15 protein-coding genes are annotated in these 17,252 nt (G+C 60.6%); 6 read left to right on the forward strand and 9 right to left on the reverse strand.

All coding sequences use genetic code 11. The annotated features are described in order from the left end of the window. Positions 1–86 precede the first annotated feature (86 nt). Both ALTER154_RS01890 and ALTER154_RS01895 read left to right on the forward strand, forming a co-directional pair. On the forward strand, positions 87–422 hold the full coding sequence (locus ALTER154_RS01890; RefSeq protein WP_160085029.1) for a tRNA-binding protein: 336 nt from the start codon (positions 87–89) through the stop codon (positions 420–422). Further along, on the forward strand, positions 419–1,270 hold the full coding sequence (locus ALTER154_RS01895) for a DMT family transporter (protein WP_090248220.1): 852 nt from the start codon (positions 419–421) through the stop codon (positions 1,268–1,270). The genes ALTER154_RS01890 and ALTER154_RS01895 overlap by 4 nt, the downstream gene beginning before the upstream one ends. On the opposite strand, the gene ALTER154_RS01900 is transcribed toward ALTER154_RS01895, so the two are convergent. The 7 genes from ALTER154_RS01900 to recQ all read right to left on the reverse strand — a co-directional run bounded on the left by ALTER154_RS01900 (position 1,271) and on the right by recQ (position 10,444). Continuing rightward, positions 1,271–1,558 carry a SelT/SelW/SelH family protein gene (locus ALTER154_RS01900; RefSeq protein WP_160085030.1) on the reverse strand — a complete coding sequence of 96 codons (288 nt, stop codon included), beginning with the start codon at positions 1,556–1,558 and terminating at the stop codon, positions 1,271–1,273. 114 nt (positions 1,559–1,672) lie between these two features. After that, positions 1,673–3,637 (reverse strand): FimV/HubP family polar landmark protein, encoded by a 1,965-nt coding sequence (locus ALTER154_RS01905; RefSeq protein WP_256665377.1) that lies wholly within the window; start codon positions 3,635–3,637, stop codon positions 1,673–1,675. A 356-nt stretch (positions 3,638–3,993) separates the two neighbouring features. Beyond that, positions 3,994–5,397, reverse strand: coding sequence for a DHA2 family efflux MFS transporter permease subunit (locus ALTER154_RS01910; RefSeq protein ID WP_160085032.1), 1,404 nt, complete (start codon positions 5,395–5,397; stop codon positions 3,994–3,996). After that, positions 5,397–5,831, reverse strand: a complete 435-nt coding sequence (locus tag ALTER154_RS01915) for a MarR family transcriptional regulator (protein ID WP_090248226.1) — start codon at positions 5,829–5,831, stop codon at positions 5,397–5,399. Before ALTER154_RS01915 ends, ALTER154_RS01910 begins: the two co-directional genes overlap by 1 nt. Before the next feature lie 92 nt (positions 5,832–5,923). Continuing rightward, complete coding sequence (locus ALTER154_RS01920; RefSeq protein WP_160085033.1) at positions 5,924–6,940, reverse strand: DUF2804 domain-containing protein; 1,017 nt, start codon at positions 6,938–6,940, stop codon at positions 5,924–5,926. Between the two features lie 115 nt (positions 6,941–7,055). Continuing rightward, entirely contained in the window at positions 7,056–8,219 is a 1,164-nt protein-coding gene (locus tag ALTER154_RS01925; RefSeq protein WP_160085034.1) for a diguanylate cyclase, read from the reverse strand. A gap of 98 nt (positions 8,220–8,317) precedes the next feature. Further along, entirely contained in the window at positions 8,318–10,444 is a 2,127-nt protein-coding gene (gene recQ / locus ALTER154_RS01930; protein ID WP_160085035.1) for a DNA helicase RecQ, read from the reverse strand. Between the two features lie 165 nt (positions 10,445–10,609). Here recQ and ALTER154_RS01935 point away from each other — a divergent pair, with 165 nt between their 5' ends. From ALTER154_RS01935 to lapD, 4 genes are all read left to right on the forward strand, one after another. Continuing rightward, positions 10,610–11,197 carry a YecA family protein gene (locus tag ALTER154_RS01935; protein WP_090248233.1) on the forward strand — a complete coding sequence of 196 codons (588 nt, stop codon included), beginning with the start codon at positions 10,610–10,612 and terminating at the stop codon, positions 11,195–11,197. Positions 11,198–11,206: 9 nt separating this feature from the next. After that, positions 11,207–11,620 carry a YbaN family protein gene (locus ALTER154_RS01940; protein ID WP_160085036.1) on the forward strand — a complete coding sequence of 138 codons (414 nt, stop codon included), beginning with the start codon at positions 11,207–11,209 and terminating at the stop codon, positions 11,618–11,620. A gap of 109 nt (positions 11,621–11,729) precedes the next feature. Then, positions 11,730–12,422 (forward strand): cysteine protease LapG, encoded by a 693-nt coding sequence (gene lapG / locus ALTER154_RS01945; protein WP_160085037.1) that lies wholly within the window; start codon positions 11,730–11,732, stop codon positions 12,420–12,422. Between the two features lie 9 nt (positions 12,423–12,431). Beyond that, positions 12,432–14,381: a cyclic di-GMP receptor LapD gene (gene lapD, locus ALTER154_RS01950; protein WP_160085038.1), complete on the forward strand. Its 1,950-nt coding sequence runs from the start codon at positions 12,432–12,434 to the stop codon at positions 14,379–14,381. Positions 14,382–14,459: 78 nt separating this feature from the next. Here the strand turns inward: lapD and ALTER154_RS01955 are convergent, their stop codons facing one another. Further along, positions 14,460–15,866, reverse strand: a complete 1,407-nt coding sequence (locus ALTER154_RS01955) for a sigma-54 dependent transcriptional regulator (RefSeq protein ID WP_160085039.1) — start codon at positions 15,864–15,866, stop codon at positions 14,460–14,462. Positions 15,867–15,872: 6 nt separating this feature from the next. Then, on the reverse strand, positions 15,873–17,081 hold the full coding sequence (locus ALTER154_RS01960) for a PAS domain-containing sensor histidine kinase (RefSeq protein WP_160085040.1): 1,209 nt from the start codon (positions 17,079–17,081) through the stop codon (positions 15,873–15,875). Positions 17,082–17,252: the final 171 nt, after the last annotated feature.

The raw sequence follows: 17,252 nt of genomic DNA on the forward strand, positions 1-17,252 counted from the left end.
AGCCTGGCGACAAAACCCACGATTCCCGCGACAGACAACCGCGCAGATAGGCACCTAGACTGCCCGGCAGAATCGAGGAGTCGCCTATGCAAAACATTGAATGGCAGGATTTTGAAAAAGTGGAGCTGCGCGTCGGCACCATTCGCACCGCCCGACCTAATGAAAAAGCCAACAAACCCGCCTATGTGCTGGAAGTGGATCTCGGCGAGCTGGGTATCAAGACCTCCAGCGCCCAGCTCACCGGCCATTACAGCTGCGAGCAGCTAGTCGGCCGCCAAATACTGTGCGTGTGCAACTTCGCCGCCAAGCGCATCGCCGGCGTGCGCTCCGAAGTGCTGGTGACCGGCGTGTATGACGCCGACAACCGCGTGGTACTGGCCGGCTTCGACAAACCGCTACCCAACGGCGCACGCCTAGCATGAATCAACGTAATGCCCTCTGGGCAATTCATCTGGGCGCCCTGCTGTTCGGCTTGTCCGGCATATTTGGCAAGCTGGCGAATACGACCCCGCAGATGATATCCGCCGGCCGCGCCATCTTCGCCGTGGCGGCCCTACTGCTGTTCGCCAAACTGATCAGCAACGCGCGTCTGGTACGCCTCGGCCTGCGCCAAACCAGCCTGCTGGCCCTTGGCGGCCTGCTGCTTGGCGGTCACTGGTGGAGTTTTTTCGAGTCCGTGCATATCTCCGGCGTGGCCATCGCCACCCTCGGCTTCGCCAGTTTCCCGGCCTTTACCGTACTGCTCGAAGGTTTGCTATTCCGCGAGCGCACCCGACCGGTCGAATACGCCATGGTGGCGCTGGTGTGCCTGGGCCTGGTGCTGGTCACCCCGCATTTCGACCTGAGCAGCCAGGCCACCAGCGGCCTGCTCTGGGCAGTACTTTCCGGCCTGCTATTCGCCCTGCTGTCGCTGCTCAACCGCGCCAGCACCCGTGGCATCGAGCCAGTCCAGGCGGCGCTGTACCAGAACCTCACCGTGCTACTGGTATTCCTGCCGCTGGCCTGGCCAACCCTGCCCAGCGTGCAGGCACAGGACTGGTTGTGGATGGCCATGCTTGGGATCTTCTGCACGGGCCTGGCGCACAGCCTGTTCGTCGCCAGCCTGCGGGTACTCAAGGCACGCACTACGGCGGTGATTTTCGCCCTGGAGCCGATCTACGGCATTGCCTTCGCCTGGCTGCTGTTCAGTGAGGTGCCAACCCTGCGCATGCTGGCGGGCGGGCTGCTGATTGTCAGCGCGATTTTTCTATCAGCGCGGATGGCCAAGTGATCAATGACTGCGGTCGTTATGGCCCAGATCCCGCGCCGGATCGATCTGATCGCGCAAGCGCTGCTTGAGCACCTTGGCCTCGGGAAAACCGCCATCGGCCTTGCGCTCCCAGATCTGCACACCATCACAGGTGATGCGAAACACCCCACCAGTACCGGGCTCCAGGCAAACCTTGGACAAATCATCGGTAAACGTCGACAGCAGTTCCTGCGCTAGCCAGGCAGCGCGCAGCAGCCACTGGCATTGCGTGCAATAAGTGATAACTACTTCGGCTTTGGGGTTGGACATTGGCAGGCTCACGGCGGATGAAAAACCGATGATAACGCGCAGCTGCCATAGGTCAGCAGAAGAAAAACGCCCGCTTAGCGCAAGCTAGCGGGTGTTGAGCAACAGCGTTCTGAATCAGGCGATTTTAGCCAGCAGCTGACGCGCCTCCTGCTTCTGCTCCTCATCGCCTTCGTTGATTACTTCATTGAGGATCTGGCAGGCGCTGTCCAGGCTGCCCTGCTCGATATAGGCCAGAGCCATGTTCAGTTTGGACAGGTTTTCGCGGTTGCTGGCCAGCTCATCAAAATCATCCAGCAGCTCCACATCGAGGACGTCACCACCCCAACCGTCATTGGATGTTTCTTCCACCAGCATGGACTCGGCAAACGGGCTGCGGGCATCACGGCTGCTGGACAGTTCGAAGATATCCGAAGTCTTACGCTTGGCCGCTGCAATGCTGCCGGCCTTGTCAGCCAATTTGTTCGGCGCAGTTGGGGCAAAGGGGCTGACCAGATCCCAGTCGGCATCCAGCGACATATCGTCCAGATTGAGCTGGCCATCATTGGCAGCATCCACCAACGGCTGCGCCTCGACCTCATCCAGCTCCAGCACCACATCGTCCAGCAAACTGGCCGGCGTCGCGCTGAACAACCCGGCATGCCGCGCCTTCAACTCGTCGATCCGCGCCGGAGTAAAGCCGGATGCCCGCACCACGGCTTCATGGTCGATAAAACCTTGGGCATCCCCCAACAACGCCAAAACTTCCAGCAAGCGGAAACCGATATCACTGCGCTGCGGCTGAGCCTCCCAGGCCTTGCGTAACGTACTGGCGGCCTCATTCAGGCGGCCATAAGCGATATACACGTTGGCACTTTGCAGCGCATCCTCACCCGCTGCTGGCCATACCGGCCCACCACGCGGCACCTCGCGCATATTGAGCGCCACTGCGGCGGCCGGCGTGACGGCTGCCGCTGGAGCAGAGCTGGGCACCGTCTGCATGACCGGCATCACGGCAGTGGCGACCGCAACAGGGGCTGGCTCAACGGGTTTTCTGCTGCGCCAGAACAGCCCCACGACACCGGCCAGTAATAGCGCCAACAGACCGGCAATAATCGCCAGCCAGTTGCTACCTGATTCCGCCGTAACCGGTGCGGTTACCGCGACCGGAGCAGGCACAGGCGCGGTACTTGCTTCGGCGCTCGCACGACGCGCGGCCAACTCGGCCTGCAGGCCAGCAATCTGCTGATCACGCGCCTCCATCTGCTCCTGCAGCTGCTGAACCTGCAAGCCCAGCTGCGCCAGGCTCTGTTGCAATTGCAGGGTCTCACTAATCTGGCTGGCCAGCTCCTGCTCGACGCGAGCCTGCTCCTGAATCAGCAACTCGGCTGGCGGATCGACCGGCAGCTGATCATTCGTCACAGCATCGGTTTCTGGCACTAGCGTTGCGGCAAGAGGGGCTTCGGCGATGGCAGGTGCGGCACTGGCGAGGCTATCGGGCAAGAGCAATTGCGCACCGGCACGCAGGCGATTGATATCACCGTTAATAAAGGCTTGCGGATTAAGCGCGTGCAGATCACGCATCAGCGACTGAGGTGTTACCTGCCCTGCCTCAGCGGCCAGACGCTCGGCAATCTTCCACAAGCTGTCGCCGCTTACCACGCTGTAGCGATTTCCCTGCTGCGCGGCGGGCAATACCGCTGGCCGTGTAGGCTCAACAGCCTCGGCACGAGTCACAGTCGGTGCTAATACAGGCACTGTAGATGCAGCAGGCGCCGCTAGGCTGCGGTAAGCCGCAGAGCTGGGTGGGTCAAGCAATACGGTGTACTCGCGGTACAACTGGCCGTTGGGCCTGACCACTTCAACAATAAAATCCAGGTAAGGCTCACGCACCGGCTGCGTCGATACCACGCGAATCACACTCTTGCCGCCCCGCAGCAACGGGGTAAAACGCAGGTCATTAAAGAAATACAGACGGTCGACGCCGGAACGGCTGAACACTTCGGCAGGCGCCAGGCGCACACGCATGTCTTCAGCGGTCAGATCGCCTACATCAAACAATTCGATTTCGGCATCCAGCGGCTGACTAAGTGCCGAATGCAAGGTGATCTCACCCAAGCCGAGCGCAGGGACTAAACCTGAATACAAAGCTGAACTTGACGCCAAACCTAGTAGTAACTGACGAACCTTTGCCATAAAAAACGCTCCCGTGACTCCGCCCCCTAATCCCTCGCCACTTCACGTCCAAGACGTGCGCTTCCAGCGCTTGCGACAGAGTAGGAATCGGCAAATGTTGCCTTGGGAAGTACGTTCCGTGTTTAACCCGGCTGGTGCATGGCCATAAATACGGCGCAATGAATAGACGAATAACCGACGCCGCTCGGCAAAAAGCCATTACAGGTGCAAGCATAGGCGTTTAGCCAAGAAAACGACAACTCCGTCACACAACCGTTTAGCTGTCAGTGCCTGGTCGACTTGACGCCCCAGGCCGCCAAAACCGTGATCGCGAAGACGCCAGCCACCAACCAGAAACTCTGCTTGAAGGCGAGCATCTCCGCGAAATGATCGCCGCCTTCGGCGCTGTGCCGCCATTCCAGAAAGAAAGTCAGCAGATTGACCCCAAATGCGCCGCCCAGTTGGCGGACAAAGGTGATAGCCCCTGCGCCCTGGGCCAGCTCATCGGGGCTAAGGATATCCAGTGACCCGGTACTCAAGGCCGGCAGCAACACGCCCAGACCAATGCGTCCGACACAGGCCCAGAAACACAGTTGAATGAATGAGGCGCCCTGCTCAACCCAAGCCATCCCCGCCGCCGACAAGGCAAGGATCAACAGCCCGCCACTCAGCAGCACGGCCGCAGACAGCCGATCACTGAGCCAGCCGCCGAGAAAGGACGCCATGCCCATCAAGATTCCCGCCGGCAACAGCAGCAGACCCGAGCGTCCGGCGCTGAAGCCTTCAACGGTCTGCAGATACAGCGGAATCAGGTAGGTGGAACCATACAAGCCCAACCCCAGGGTCAAGGCGACCCAACTAGCGCTACGGAACCCGGCATGCCGCCACAAGACAAGCGGCAACAGCGGCTGAGCAGCGCGCCGGCTGCGCAGGATAAACGCCATACCTGCCAGCAGTGCGAGGCAACCCGGTAACCAGACCCTCGGCGCAGTCCAGGCAAAACGCTGCGCCTCGGCAAGAAAGCCCAACGCTGCAAATATCGCCACACACAGCCAGGCAAAGGCCTGAATATCCAGACGCGGGGTGCTGACCGCACGTTCACTGGGCAACAACCACTGCCCGGCGAGCATGGCCAGCAGGCACATCGGCAGCGGCATCCAGAAAATCGACGGCCAACCGAAATGATCGACCAAGTAACCACCGATTCCCGGCCCCAACGACGGCGCCAGCATCACCCCCAGGCCATATATGCCCAGCGCCATGCCGCGGCCGCCATCGGCGAACACCCGAAAAATCAACACCATGGCCAGCGGCTGCACAACCCCCGCACACAGCCCCTGCACGATGCGCAAGGCAATCAGTTGCCAAGCCGCATGAGCCACCAACGCCACCAGCGAACTGAGGATAAACAGCAGCAGACCAAACTGCGCCGTACGCCGCGCACCAAAGCGCGCCTGGGCCCAGGCGGCAAGCAGCAGGCCAGCGGTCATGGCCGCTAGAAACCCCGTGGATAACCACTGCGCCAGCGGCCGCCCAATGGCGAAGTCCGCCATGATTGCCGGCAAGGCGACGTTGATACTGGTGGAGGCCAAGACCATGGCCATGCTGCCGACCATCAGTACCGCCAACAGCCACTGCGGGTAACGCGGACCGAAACGTTGCTGCAGGGCCTGCAGGTCGTCACGCATCAGCGTTTTTCCAGGTTACTCAACACCTGGGCATGAACCTTCTGGCAGCGGCGCAATTCGTCTTCATCAATGCCAGCGAACACTTCCTGGCGCAGTTGCGCAGAGATCGCTTCGATCTTTTCAATCAGTGGGCGGGCCTGCGGGCTGAGGGCAATCTTCTTCGCGCGACGGTCTTCCGGTACTGCCTGGCGGCTGACCAGGCCTTGGGCTTCCAGACTGTCAAGCAGACGCGCCAGGGTCGGCCCTTCGACACCGACGCTCTGCGCCAATTCGCGTTGGGTCGGCAATTCGGCAAAGCGCCCCAGATGCAGCAGCACCAGCCAACGGGCCTGGGAAAGCCCCAGGCCGACCAGGCGGCGATCCAATTCGGCGCGCCAGGCACGGGAAAGCTGGGCAACTTGCATGGCAAAACGGTGTTGATCGGTATGCGACATGGACAACGGCTCTTAACTATAAAAAACTAATTATTAGCCAGCTAACCATAACCCTTTTCATGAGGCAAGCCTGCAGAAGGCTTACAACCGTTTCACCACTTTACATACTGATCTTCAACAAAGCCCCAGAGATTGTCGATGCGCACTTCGGGCCGGCCAGTCGGGCGCAGCACGCCGGTGAACTGGCCAAATATCTGTTTGAAGTTGCTCGCCAGCAGCCCCACGTTCAATCGCTCCTTGTGCAGGCCACGTCCCTCGAAGCGCAGCTCCACCTGGCCGTCATAGGAGTTGATCAACCAAGGCTGCAGCGGCTGATCACGATCAAAGGCAAAGCGCACGGTATCGACCTTGAGCAGCTCGCCATCCAGCCAGAAGCAGTTCTCGGTAAAGCTACTTTCATTGACCCCGCAGGACAGGTTAAGCCCGACCCGCTGCTCGCCGGCCGGACCGGATAAGCAGGCCCAGTTCCAATGGGTCTCCGGGCGCATATAACCGGCCGACCAGTCGTGGTGGGCAAATGCGGCGATCTGCGCCAGGTCGAAATCCCCCAGCGCACTGCGCACTTGCCCGGTGCAGCGTACCCCCGCCACTTTCTGTGCATAGACCCAGCCATTGACCGCCGTCGGCGTGTTGATGCACATCGGCTGAAAAGCAGGTTGTGCCTCAGAGAAACAGGCGTCGATGCGAGTGCCATCATCCAGTTCCACCAGCAGACGCTTTTCCTTCGATAAGGAGCTGTTCTCCAAGCGCAGAAGATTGCCGCCGCTACGCACCTCGCACACGCCCTGATCTGGGGTCTGCGAGAACTGGCTGCCAAAGCCCAGCGGCAGCTTGAACTGACGCTCGATCATGCGCCCGCTGGCTGGGTGGAACAGATAGACAAACCCCACACCCAACAGGCTGAGGTTGGCCAGCGCGCAGCCGCCAATCAGCTCATCGCTGATCAGGCCGAAATACTGGAATTGATGAAAACGCCGCCATTTGGCCAACGCACCCAACTTGCGCCCCATAGGCGAGCGGAAATCAAAATCGCGGTAGTTGATCAGCCCCGGCGCGGCGGGAAAGATGCCGTAATGCGGCTGGCCGTTGGCCTGAATCAGTCGATCCATCGGAGCAATCACTCAAGGAGAAAACCTCAGCGATGCTAGCACCGCGACTTTGCTCCAAGCATTCACCGCAGGCGCCAAGCGCAGCGGCAAAATCGGCCACCTCAAGCCCAGACTCTCAGGCCACGACCTGATTACGGCCAAACGCCTTGGCTTCATAAAGAGCGCGATCTGCATGCTCATAGAGCTGCGCCAACGCCCCCCCAGCGGCAGGCTGGATGCAGGAAATGCCGATCGACATAGTCAGCATGCTTGCCGTATCCGAGCCGACATGTTGGATGTTCAAGGTCTGCAGAGTCTGACGCAGGGCTTCGGCATGATGCCGCGCTTCGGCTTCACCGATGTCGTAAAGCAACACGGCAAACTCCTCACCGCCCAGGCGCACGGCAATGTCCAGTGGGCGCCGTGCCGCGTCCTGCAGCAGGCTGCCTATGCGCTGCAACACGTTGTCGCCGGCTTGGTGACCGTAGTGGTCGTTGTAGGCTTTGAAGTGATCAACATCGCAGAGTAACAGCGCCAGGCTGCGCTGTTCGCGTTGCGCCTGACGCCAGAGGCGCTCGAACTGGCGGTTGAAACTGCGGCGGTTGTGCAAGCCGGTCAGGCTGTCGTGATCGGCCAGTACGCGCATCAACCGGCTGATCAAAAAATGCTCGCGCGACTTGAACTCCAGCAAGTAACACCCTACCGCGCCCATCAAGTTGCCAAACAGTAGAAACAGGGTGTTATTGATCAACCTAGGCATGGGTAAATCGGCGACCAGTAGCTCGACACAGACGTATACCAACAGCACCAGTAAAGAGCAGCACAACGCCTCGATCAGGCGTAACCCGGCCAGAAAGTAGGCGGCCATACAGACCAACAGCAGCCCTTCATAGGGGTAACTGGGGTCCACTCGATGGGCAATGCCCACCACCAGAGATGCTGCCGCGCCAAGTGCCAGCAGGCTGACCCAGCTAAGCGGTTGCAGCAAATGAACATGCTTGCGCTGAATCAGCAATACACCAAACAGGCACAGCAACAGTAAGACGGCGAGGCGGATGGCCAGCATCCACCACACCTCGGGCGCCCGAATCAGGACGAAATCGAACGCGGCAAACGCCAGCCACACCAAAATGCCCACAACCAGGGCAATGCGCTTGAGATCGAAGGTGTCGTCACGCACATAGTTGCGGTACTCCTGCTCCAGCGGCCGAGAGAAACGCAGCAGTCGAAAACCCAAGGCGAGCTGATCGGCATAGGGGCTGGGGCGAACATCGTCTAGCCAGGCATGGGAAAGCGGCACCGGAACCTCTGCAGCTGAGTGGCTGAAACCACCTTAGCCGCTCATACCGGGTGCCACAAGCCGAACCATACGCGGGGATAACAGCCACGCGAAGCGTGTCAGGCCTCGAATTCGGCCTGCAAGGCAGCACGTACGCAGTGCAGGATGCCCAGCTCAACCCGCCCGGCAAACTGCTCACTGATCGCCGCTACCGGTGGCAACTCACCTTCGCCATCGAGGAAGGCATCCTGAATTTCGCCGAGCAATCCCTCAGGCACATCCAGCGCCTGTTCCAAGGACAGCTGCTGCCGACCAATGGCTTCGGCCAGCAGACCGTAAACATTCTTCTCGCTGCAACTCAGCTGGCTGGCAATCTGCGCAGGGGTCATGCCCGCGCGGGCCAGGCTGACCAGCTCGTGGCGCAAGTCGACCACTGCACGCGGTGCTTCATCATCCGCACCGAGCACCGCCAGGAAGGCCTCACCATAGCGTTCCAACTTGCGCGCACCGACGCCACTGACCCGCGCCATTTCAGCCAGGGTGCTGGGCTGGCTACGCAGCATCTCCAGCAAGGTGGCATCCGGGAAGATCACATAAGGCGGCACGCCATGCTCTTCTGCCAGTTTGCGGCGCAAGGCGCGCAGCGCTTCCCACTGGCCGCGCTCCTCGCCACGTACCAGTTGGCTGGCGGCGCTGCTGGAGGCTTTGGCGCTTTGCTGGGGTTTCAGATCACGGCGTAGCTGCAGGCTGACCTCTCCCTTGAGCAAAGGCCGGCAACTGTCAGAAAGGCGCAGCCCACCAAAACCGTCCAAATCAACATCCGCCAAACCGCGCGCCACCAACTGACGAAACAGCGAACGCCACTCACCCTCGGCCAGCGCCTTACCAATACCAAACACGGCCAAATGCTGATGACCCACGGTACGAATTTTCTCGTTATCGCGCCCGAGCAACACATCAACCAGATGCCCCACACCGTAACGCTGGCCGGTGCGGTAGATCGCCGACAGCGCCTGACGCGCCGGCTCGGTGGCATCCCAGGTCTGCACACCGTCGATGCAGTTATCGCAATGACCGCAGGGCTGCGGCATGTCTTCGTCGAAATAAGCCAGCAGCGCCTGGCGCCGGCAGCGGGTTTCCTCACACAGGGCGAGCATGGCATCGAGCTTGTGCTGCTCGACGCGCTTATGCCGCTCGTCGCCTTCGGAGTTGTTAAGCATCTGCTTGAGGAAGATCACATCCTGCAGGCCGTAAGCCATCCAGGCATCTGCGGGCAGGCCATCACGGCCGGCGCGACCGGTTTCCTGATAATAAGCTTCCAGGGATTTCGGCAGATCAAGGTGGGCGACAAAGCGCACGTTGGGTTTATCGATGCCCATGCCGAAGGCGATGGTCGCCACCATGATCAGCCCTTCCTCATTGAGAAAGCGCTTCTGGTGATAGGCGCGCAACTCGTTGGCCAGGCCGGCGTGATAAGGCAACGCGGGGAAGCCTTGCTCAGAGAGGAACGTGGCCACTTCCTCGACCTTCTTGCGCGACAGGCAATACACGATGCCAGCATCGCCCTTGCGCGCAGTCAAAAAGCTCAGCAGCTGCTTGCGTGGCTGCTCCTTGGGCACGATGCGGTAGAAGATGTTCGGCCGGTCGAAGCTCGACAGGAAACGCTCGGCATTCTGCAGGTGCAGGCGCTGGACGATTTCCTCACGGGTGCGCATGTCGGCCGTGGCCGTCAGAGCAATGCGCGGCACGTGAGGGAACAGCTCGGCCAGCTGGCCTAGCTGCAGGTATTCGGGGCGGAAATCATGCCCCCACTGCGACACGCAATGCGCCTCGTCGATGGCGAACAGGGCAATGTCGAGGTTCTGCAGAAAGCTCAGCATGCGCGGCTGCACCAGCCGCTCGGGAGCCAGGTAAAGCATCTTGATTTCGCCGCGTTTGATTCGCTCGGCGATCTCGCGCTGCTCATCGGCGCTCAAGGTCGAGTTCAGCGCCACCGCGGCCACGCCCAGCTCATCAAGAGTGGCGACCTGATCATCCATCAACGCAATCAGCGGCGACACCACCACTGCCAGGCCATCGCGCAACAGGGCCGGCACCTGGAAGCACAGCGACTTGCCGCCACCGGTGGGCATCAGTACCAAGGCATCACCACCGCTGGCCACGCGCTCGATAATGGCACCCTGACGGCCACGAAAACTGTCGTAGCCAAAGACGTCTTTGAGGATGCGTTGCGCGTGCTCGAGCATGAAGGGTCTCCGAAACAAGCCGCGCATTATACGCAAGTGCCGCTTGGGCACGCGCAGGCATGCTGGCGTTTGATCCGATTTTCACCCGCCATGGCCGCGCCTATGGCTGCACTGGCCGCTCTAGACTAGAATTCAGCCTCGTTTACTCCTTCAAGGTAGCCCCCGATGTCCTTCGCCGAGCAACTCTCCCGCCTGCAAGCCTTCCTCGATGCCGATGAGCTGCATGAAGAGGCACTGGACTACATCGCCGCCCATGGCTACCTGACCGCGTTGTCGATCTGCCCAGAGCCGGTTCCTGAGCGCGAATGGATTGACGCGCTGTTCTCCGAGGCGCCGCATTACCGCAGTGATGCAGAGCGTGAAGAGATCGAAGCGACACTGATCCAGCTGCAAAGCCATATCGCCCGCCAACTGGCCAGCGACGATGAGCCCGACGTACCGTGCGACCTCGACCTGGGCGAAGAGCCAGACGATTCCGACCTGCGCGGCTGGTGCATCGGCTTTATGGAAGGGGTGTTCCTGCGTGAAGCGGTATGGTTCGACGACGCCGAAGATGAAGTCAGCGAGCTGCTGCTGCCGATCATGGTCGGTTCAGGCCTTTTCGACGAGCAACCTGAATTCGCCGAGATCGCCCGTGACCGCGACCTGGTCGACAGCATGGTCGAGCAGATCCCTGAGCTGCTGACCGCACTGTTCCTGCTGTGCCATGCGCCGGAAGAAAAGCCGGCTCTTCTGAAGCCTCGCCACCACTAAGCACGCGCCATGGCGCGTGAGATTCCGGTGCCGCCTGTTCAAGAGCAGCGCAACCCCGTTATTCGCTACGTTCTGCTGGCCATCGGCTGGCTGAGCGTGGCACTGGGTGTTATCGGCATCTTCCTCCCAGTACTGCCCACCACGCCTTTTCTGCTGTTGGCGGCAGCGTGCTTTATGCGCAGCTCGAAGCGCTTCTACCTGTGGCTGGTCAATCACCGCCAGCTTGGCCCATGGATCGTTGATTACCTCGAAGGCCAGGGTATTCCACTCAAAGGTAAGATCTACGCCATAGGCCTGATGTGGCTGAGCATCGGCCTTTCGTGCTACCTGGTGCCATTTTTCTGGGCCCGTGCTTTTATGCTGACCAGCGCGGTCGTGGTCAGCTTGTACATCCTCAAGCAGAAAACCCGGATCAAACCCTAAGCCCGCACTTCTGCCATCGCCGACAGCGCTCATCACAGATTCAGGTTCTACGCGGCAAAAAGCACAGGCTGCACCTAGACTTGCCTGATCTCTGGTCGAGGCGCGTTACATGCCAGCCCGTCAGTACCTTCCCCTCAAGCTGATACCGCTCAAGCGAGCCGCGTTTGGCTGCAGCGCACTCTTGTTTGGCTTGGCCAGCGCCCTGGCCAACTGGGACTTCGGCGTGATCCTGCAAAATGCTGAAACCCGGTATGGCAACCTCGGTGCCGCCAAGCAGCGTATCCAGGCCTGGGAAGCACAAATCAAGGCCAGTGGCAGCAGCAGCGAAAGAGACAAGCTCACCGAGGTCAACCGCTTCTTCAATCGGCAGATCCGCTTTACCGACGATATCCGCCTATGGAAACAGAACGATTACTGGGCCACGCCCATCGAGATGCTGATCAAGGGTGAAGGCGACTGCGAAGACTATTCCATCGCCAAATACTTCACCCTGCGACGCCTCGGCATCCCCAGCGACAAACTGCGCATCACCTACGTCAAGGCGCTCAATTACAACCAGGCGCATATGGTCCTGACCTACTACGCCAGCCCCGGTGCCGAACCACTGGTGCTGGACAACCTGATAAATGAAATAAAACCCGCCTCGCAACGTAAAGACCTGCTGCCGGTCTATGCATTCAACGCCGAAGGCCTCTATCTACCGGGTTCCACCAGCAGAAAGAGCGACTCCAAGAAACTCTCGCGCTGGCAGGACATCTTGAAAAAAATGCGCACGGAGGGCTTCGCCATCGGCGAAGGCTAGGAGGAACCTATGTCTCTACTCAAGCAGCTATTTCTCGCCATCTGCCTGTTTCTGGTCGTGGCCTTTACCGGCAGTTTTATTGCTGGGGTGGAAAGCTCGCGTGAGCAATTGCTCAGCCAGCTGCGCTCGCATGCCCAGGACGCCGCGACTGCACTGGGCCTGTCGATGACCCCACACGTAGATGACCCAGCAATGATCGAGCTGATGGTCAGCTCGATCTTCGACAGCGGCTATTTCACCAGCATCCGCGTGGTGCGCATCCCTGGCGGTGAGGTGATTGTCGAGCGACGCAGCGACGAGGCCAGCGCCGACACCGTTCCGGTCTGGTTCAGCGAGCTGGTCAACCTAAAGCCCCAGGGCGGTGATGCGCTGATCATGCGCGGCTGGGAACAGGCCGCACGGGTTGAAGTCCTCAGCCACCCGCAATTTGCCCTGGCTAAACTCTGGGACAGCGCTATTGGCAGCCTACTCTGGCTGCTGCTCTGTGGTTTGGTTAGCGCCGTACTCGGAGGCTGGTTACTGCGCACCCAACTGCGCCCGCTGGACAACATGGTGCAGCAAGCCCAAGCCATTTCCCGTCGTGAGTTTCTTACCCTGCCCAAAGTACCGCGCACACCCGAGCTCAAACGCGTCGTCACCGCCATGAACCAGATGGTGGAAAAACTAAAAACTCTGTTCGCCGAAGAAGCCGCGCGCAGTGAAAAACTGCGTGAAGAGGCCTATCAGGACAGCATCACCGGCCTGGCCAATCGCCGCCTGTTCGATATCCGTCTGGCCCACCAGTTAGTGGTCAGTGAGCAAAATGCCGAAGGCTATCTGCTGCTGCTGCGGGTCAACGACCTCGGCGGGCTCAACCAGCGCCTCGGCGGTCAGCAGACCGACGCGCTGATTGCCGCCATTGGCGAGCTGCTCAAGCGCCTACTCAATCAGACCAACCGCTCGGACTGGCTGGCCTCACGCAGCCGTGGCGGCGAGTTCAGTTTGCTGGCCCCGGGCATTGGCAGTGAAGAAGCCGACCTGCTCGCCGGCGAGCTGTATACCGGCCTGGAAAGCCTGCGCCAAACTGGCGCCAGCGACTGCACACCGGTAGCGCACATGGGCATTGCCGCCTTCCGCCCAGGCGAAGAACCCGGCCAAGTCATCAGCCGCGCTGATCAGGCCCTGGCGCAAGCGCAGAACGATCCGAGCCGCGACTGGGTACGCCTGGATGATTACAACGCACAACCGACTCAGGGATTGCACGACTGGCGCATCTGGATCGACGAAGCACTCAACAAGCGCAAGCTGCAGCTGTATTTCCAGCCGGTCACGCAATGTGCCGACCGTAATCAGCTGCTGCACCATAAGGTGCTGGCGCGCCTGCTTGACCCGCAAGGTGAAGCGATTGCCGCCGGTCGCTTCCTACCATGGATTGAACGCCTGGGTTGGACCGCGCGTTTTGACCTGGCCATGCTTGAACACAGCCTGGCGCACCTCAGCCAGCATGCAGCGCCGCTGGCCTTGAGCCTGTCGGCCGCGACCCTGCGTGACAGTGAAACACTCAAGCGCATGTTCGAAATACTCAGACAGCACCCGCAGCAGGCCAGCCTGCTGACCCTGGAAGTGGACGAGCGTCACCTGCCACCTGCGGCCGAGCTGGAAGCCCTTAGCCAGGGCATCCGCGACACCGGCTTTAGCCTCGGGCTGCAACACTTCGGCGGACGTTTCAGCCTGATCGGCAACCTGACCCACCTGGGCCTCGCCTACCTGAAACTCGACGGCACCTATATCCGCGCTATCGATCAGGAAAGCGACAAACGTATGTTTATCGAGGCGGTGTTCCGCGCGACCAACAGCATTGACCTGCCGTTGATTGCGGAAATGGTGGAGACCGAGGGCGAGCTGGCAGTGCTCAAGGAGCTGGGGCTGTACGGCGCAATGGGTCGCCTACTGGGCGCGCCAGAACCGTGGAAAGACTGATCCGCCAACGCAAACGGGGTAGTCCGACTTCGACCTACCCCGATTCAAGTACAGCGCTTAGAGCCCATCTCCAGCGGCTCAGCTGGCAAACAGATACCCTTCCACATCCATCCCTGCATCACGCATCTGCGCCAGCTTGTAGCGCAAGGTACGTGGGCTGATGCCCAGGCGCTCAGCGGCTTCCTTACGGCGGCCGCGCTCGGCACGCAGGGTATCGATGATCATCTGAAACTCATGCCGACGCAGATCATCGCCCAAGGCGCCCGCTTCAGCAGGCGAGGCGTCCTGCTGCGCAGGTATGCTATTGACCACGACCGACAACAGCGGTTGCGCGGGCGGCGTAACGGCCGAACCAATCGGCGCCAGCAGACAGAGGTCCTGCGGCTGAATCAGACCGCCTTGCTGCAGAATCAACGCACGCTGGATGGCGTTATCTAGCTCGCGCACATTGCCCGGCCAGCTATGACTCATCAGGCTCACCTGCGCCTGCGGGGAAAGCCGAATCGGCGCGTGGTTCATTTTCTTAACGTACTTGGCCAGCAGACGCTCAGCCAGCGGCACGATATCCGCCGGCCGCTCACGCAGAGGTCGCCAGGCCAGCGGAAAGACCGACAGGCGATAGTAAAGGTCTTCACGGAAACGCCCCGCCGCCACTTCTGCGGCCAGGTCACGGTTACTGGTGGCCAGCACGCGGATGTCCAGGGTGATCGGCTTACGCGCGCCAACCCTCTCCACCTCGCGCTCTTGCAGCACGCGCAGCAACTTGGCCTGCAGACCCAGTGGCATCTCGGAAATCTCGTCGAGCAGAATGGTGCCGCCCTCGGCCAACTCAAACTTGCCTGGCGCGCTGGCAATGGCGCCGGTAAAGGCGCCCTTCTCGTGACCAAACAGCGTGGCCTCGAGCATATTGTCCGGAATCGCTGCGCAATTGATCGCAATGAAGGGTTTGCTGACGCGTGGCGATTGCTGGTGAATAAAACGCGCCAACACTTCTTTACCCGTGCCGGACTCGCCCGTGATCAACACCGTGGAATCGCTTTGCGCCACCCGCGTGGCCAACGCCAGTAGTTGCACGCTGGCCGGCTCTTCGGCAACGGGACCATCCTGCTCGCTGACAGAAATACGCCCCAGTGCATGCCGATCCACCAGCGTCAGTAACGCCTTTGGCTCAAAGGGTTTGACCAGGTAATCCGCTGCGCCCTGGCGCATGGCATCCACCGCCCGCTCCACCGCGCCAAACGCAGTCATCAGCAGCACCGGCAGTTGCGGCTGACGCTGACGAATCTGCGCGAGCAACTGATGGCCATCCATGCCGGGCATGTTTACGTCGCTGACCACCAGGCCGAAAGGTTCTTCGGCGATCGCCAGCAGCGCCGCTTCGGCGCAATCCACCGCGCGGTAATCATGCCCACCCAGCGCCAGGGTATCGGCCAGGGCTTCGCGCAACGCGCGGTCATCTTCGACCAGTAGAATTTTGCTCGCCATGGATGGTTACTCCTGAATCAAAGGGTGCGTAGCACCAAGCAGCGGCAGGGTGAGAATGGCGCAGGTGCCACGCCCCGGCCGCGAACGCAGCTGCACATCGCCTTGATGGGCACGCGCCACTGCCTTGACCACGGCCAGGCCAAGCCCGGTGCCGGTGGTTTTGGTGGTAAAGAAGGGTTCGCCAAGCCGCGCCAGCGTAGCGCTGTCGATGCCAGGACCGTTGTCGCTGATGCACAGGCGCAGCGTTTCGCCGCGCTGATACAGATGAATCTTCAAACGCGCTTCACGGCCACCGGCCTGAATCGCGTTCTCGATTAGGTTGAGCACCGTGCCCACCAAGGTGTCACGGTTGCACAGCAGCTCGCCCGCGCGGCTGTCGCACTGCCAGCGCACCTGCATATCAAGCACGTGGGGTTCGGCGGCGCTGCGCAGAGCCTCGAACAGTGCCTTGGGCGCCAAGCGATCCGGCAACGGCAGTTCGCCACGGGCGAAGATCAGCATGTCACGCACCTGATGCTCCAGCTCATGCAGACGCTCTTTCAGGCGGCCAGCAAAACGCTGCTGCTGCTCAACCGGCAGTACCTGTTCAGTCAGATGACTGGCATAGAGCAATGCGGCAGAGAGTGGCGTACGAATCTGATGCGCCAGAGAGGCAACCATGCGGCCAAGGGCAGACAGACGCTCGTGGCGAGACAGCTGATCCTGCAAGCGCCGGGTTTCTGTCAGGTCGGTTAATAGCACCAGCTGACCTGGCTCGGCATGCAAGGAACGGGTGGCAATCGACAAACGCCGGCCATCCTTCAGGGAGATTTCGTGACCGTCATCCTCGCGCGGGGCAAAGTTACGCGCGATCACCTGGCGCCAAAGCATGCCCACCAGCGGTTGGCCGAGCAGGTTACGCGCCACCGGGTTGGCCTCACGCACCACGCCCTGACCATCAATCACGATCACCCCGCCGGGCAGCAAATCCAGCAGGCTCTGCAGGCGATGAGCCAGGCGCTCTTTCTCGGCCAGCTCTTGCATACGCTGAGCACTTACCAGCGCCAACTGGCCCTTAAGCTCAGTTACCCGCGCCTCCAGCATGCTGTAGCTGGTGCTGAGTTGAGTCGACATCTGGTTGAACAAGGCAAAAGCCTGTTCGAGCCCAGCACGGCTGGCCTGCTCCACGGGAGCGGGCGCTTCGGATTCTTCAGGGCGTTGGGCGTTGGCGTTCATGGTTCTCTCTCGCGCAGCGAGCCGTCATAAGACAGTCAGTTGCAAGAGAGATAGCAATACCCGTGCCTGAAAAAATATTCTTTTAAATCAATGCCATAAAAAATAAAGCCGAAGGTTTCGTCAAACCTTCGGCTTTATTAGGGGTGCTGCGCCAAGTCACTGACGATTGCC

This window comes from Pseudomonas sp. 9AZ (assembly GCF_902506525.1).
In the GTDB taxonomy this organism is placed as follows: Bacteria; Pseudomonadota; Gammaproteobacteria; order Pseudomonadales; family Pseudomonadaceae; genus Aquipseudomonas; species Aquipseudomonas peli.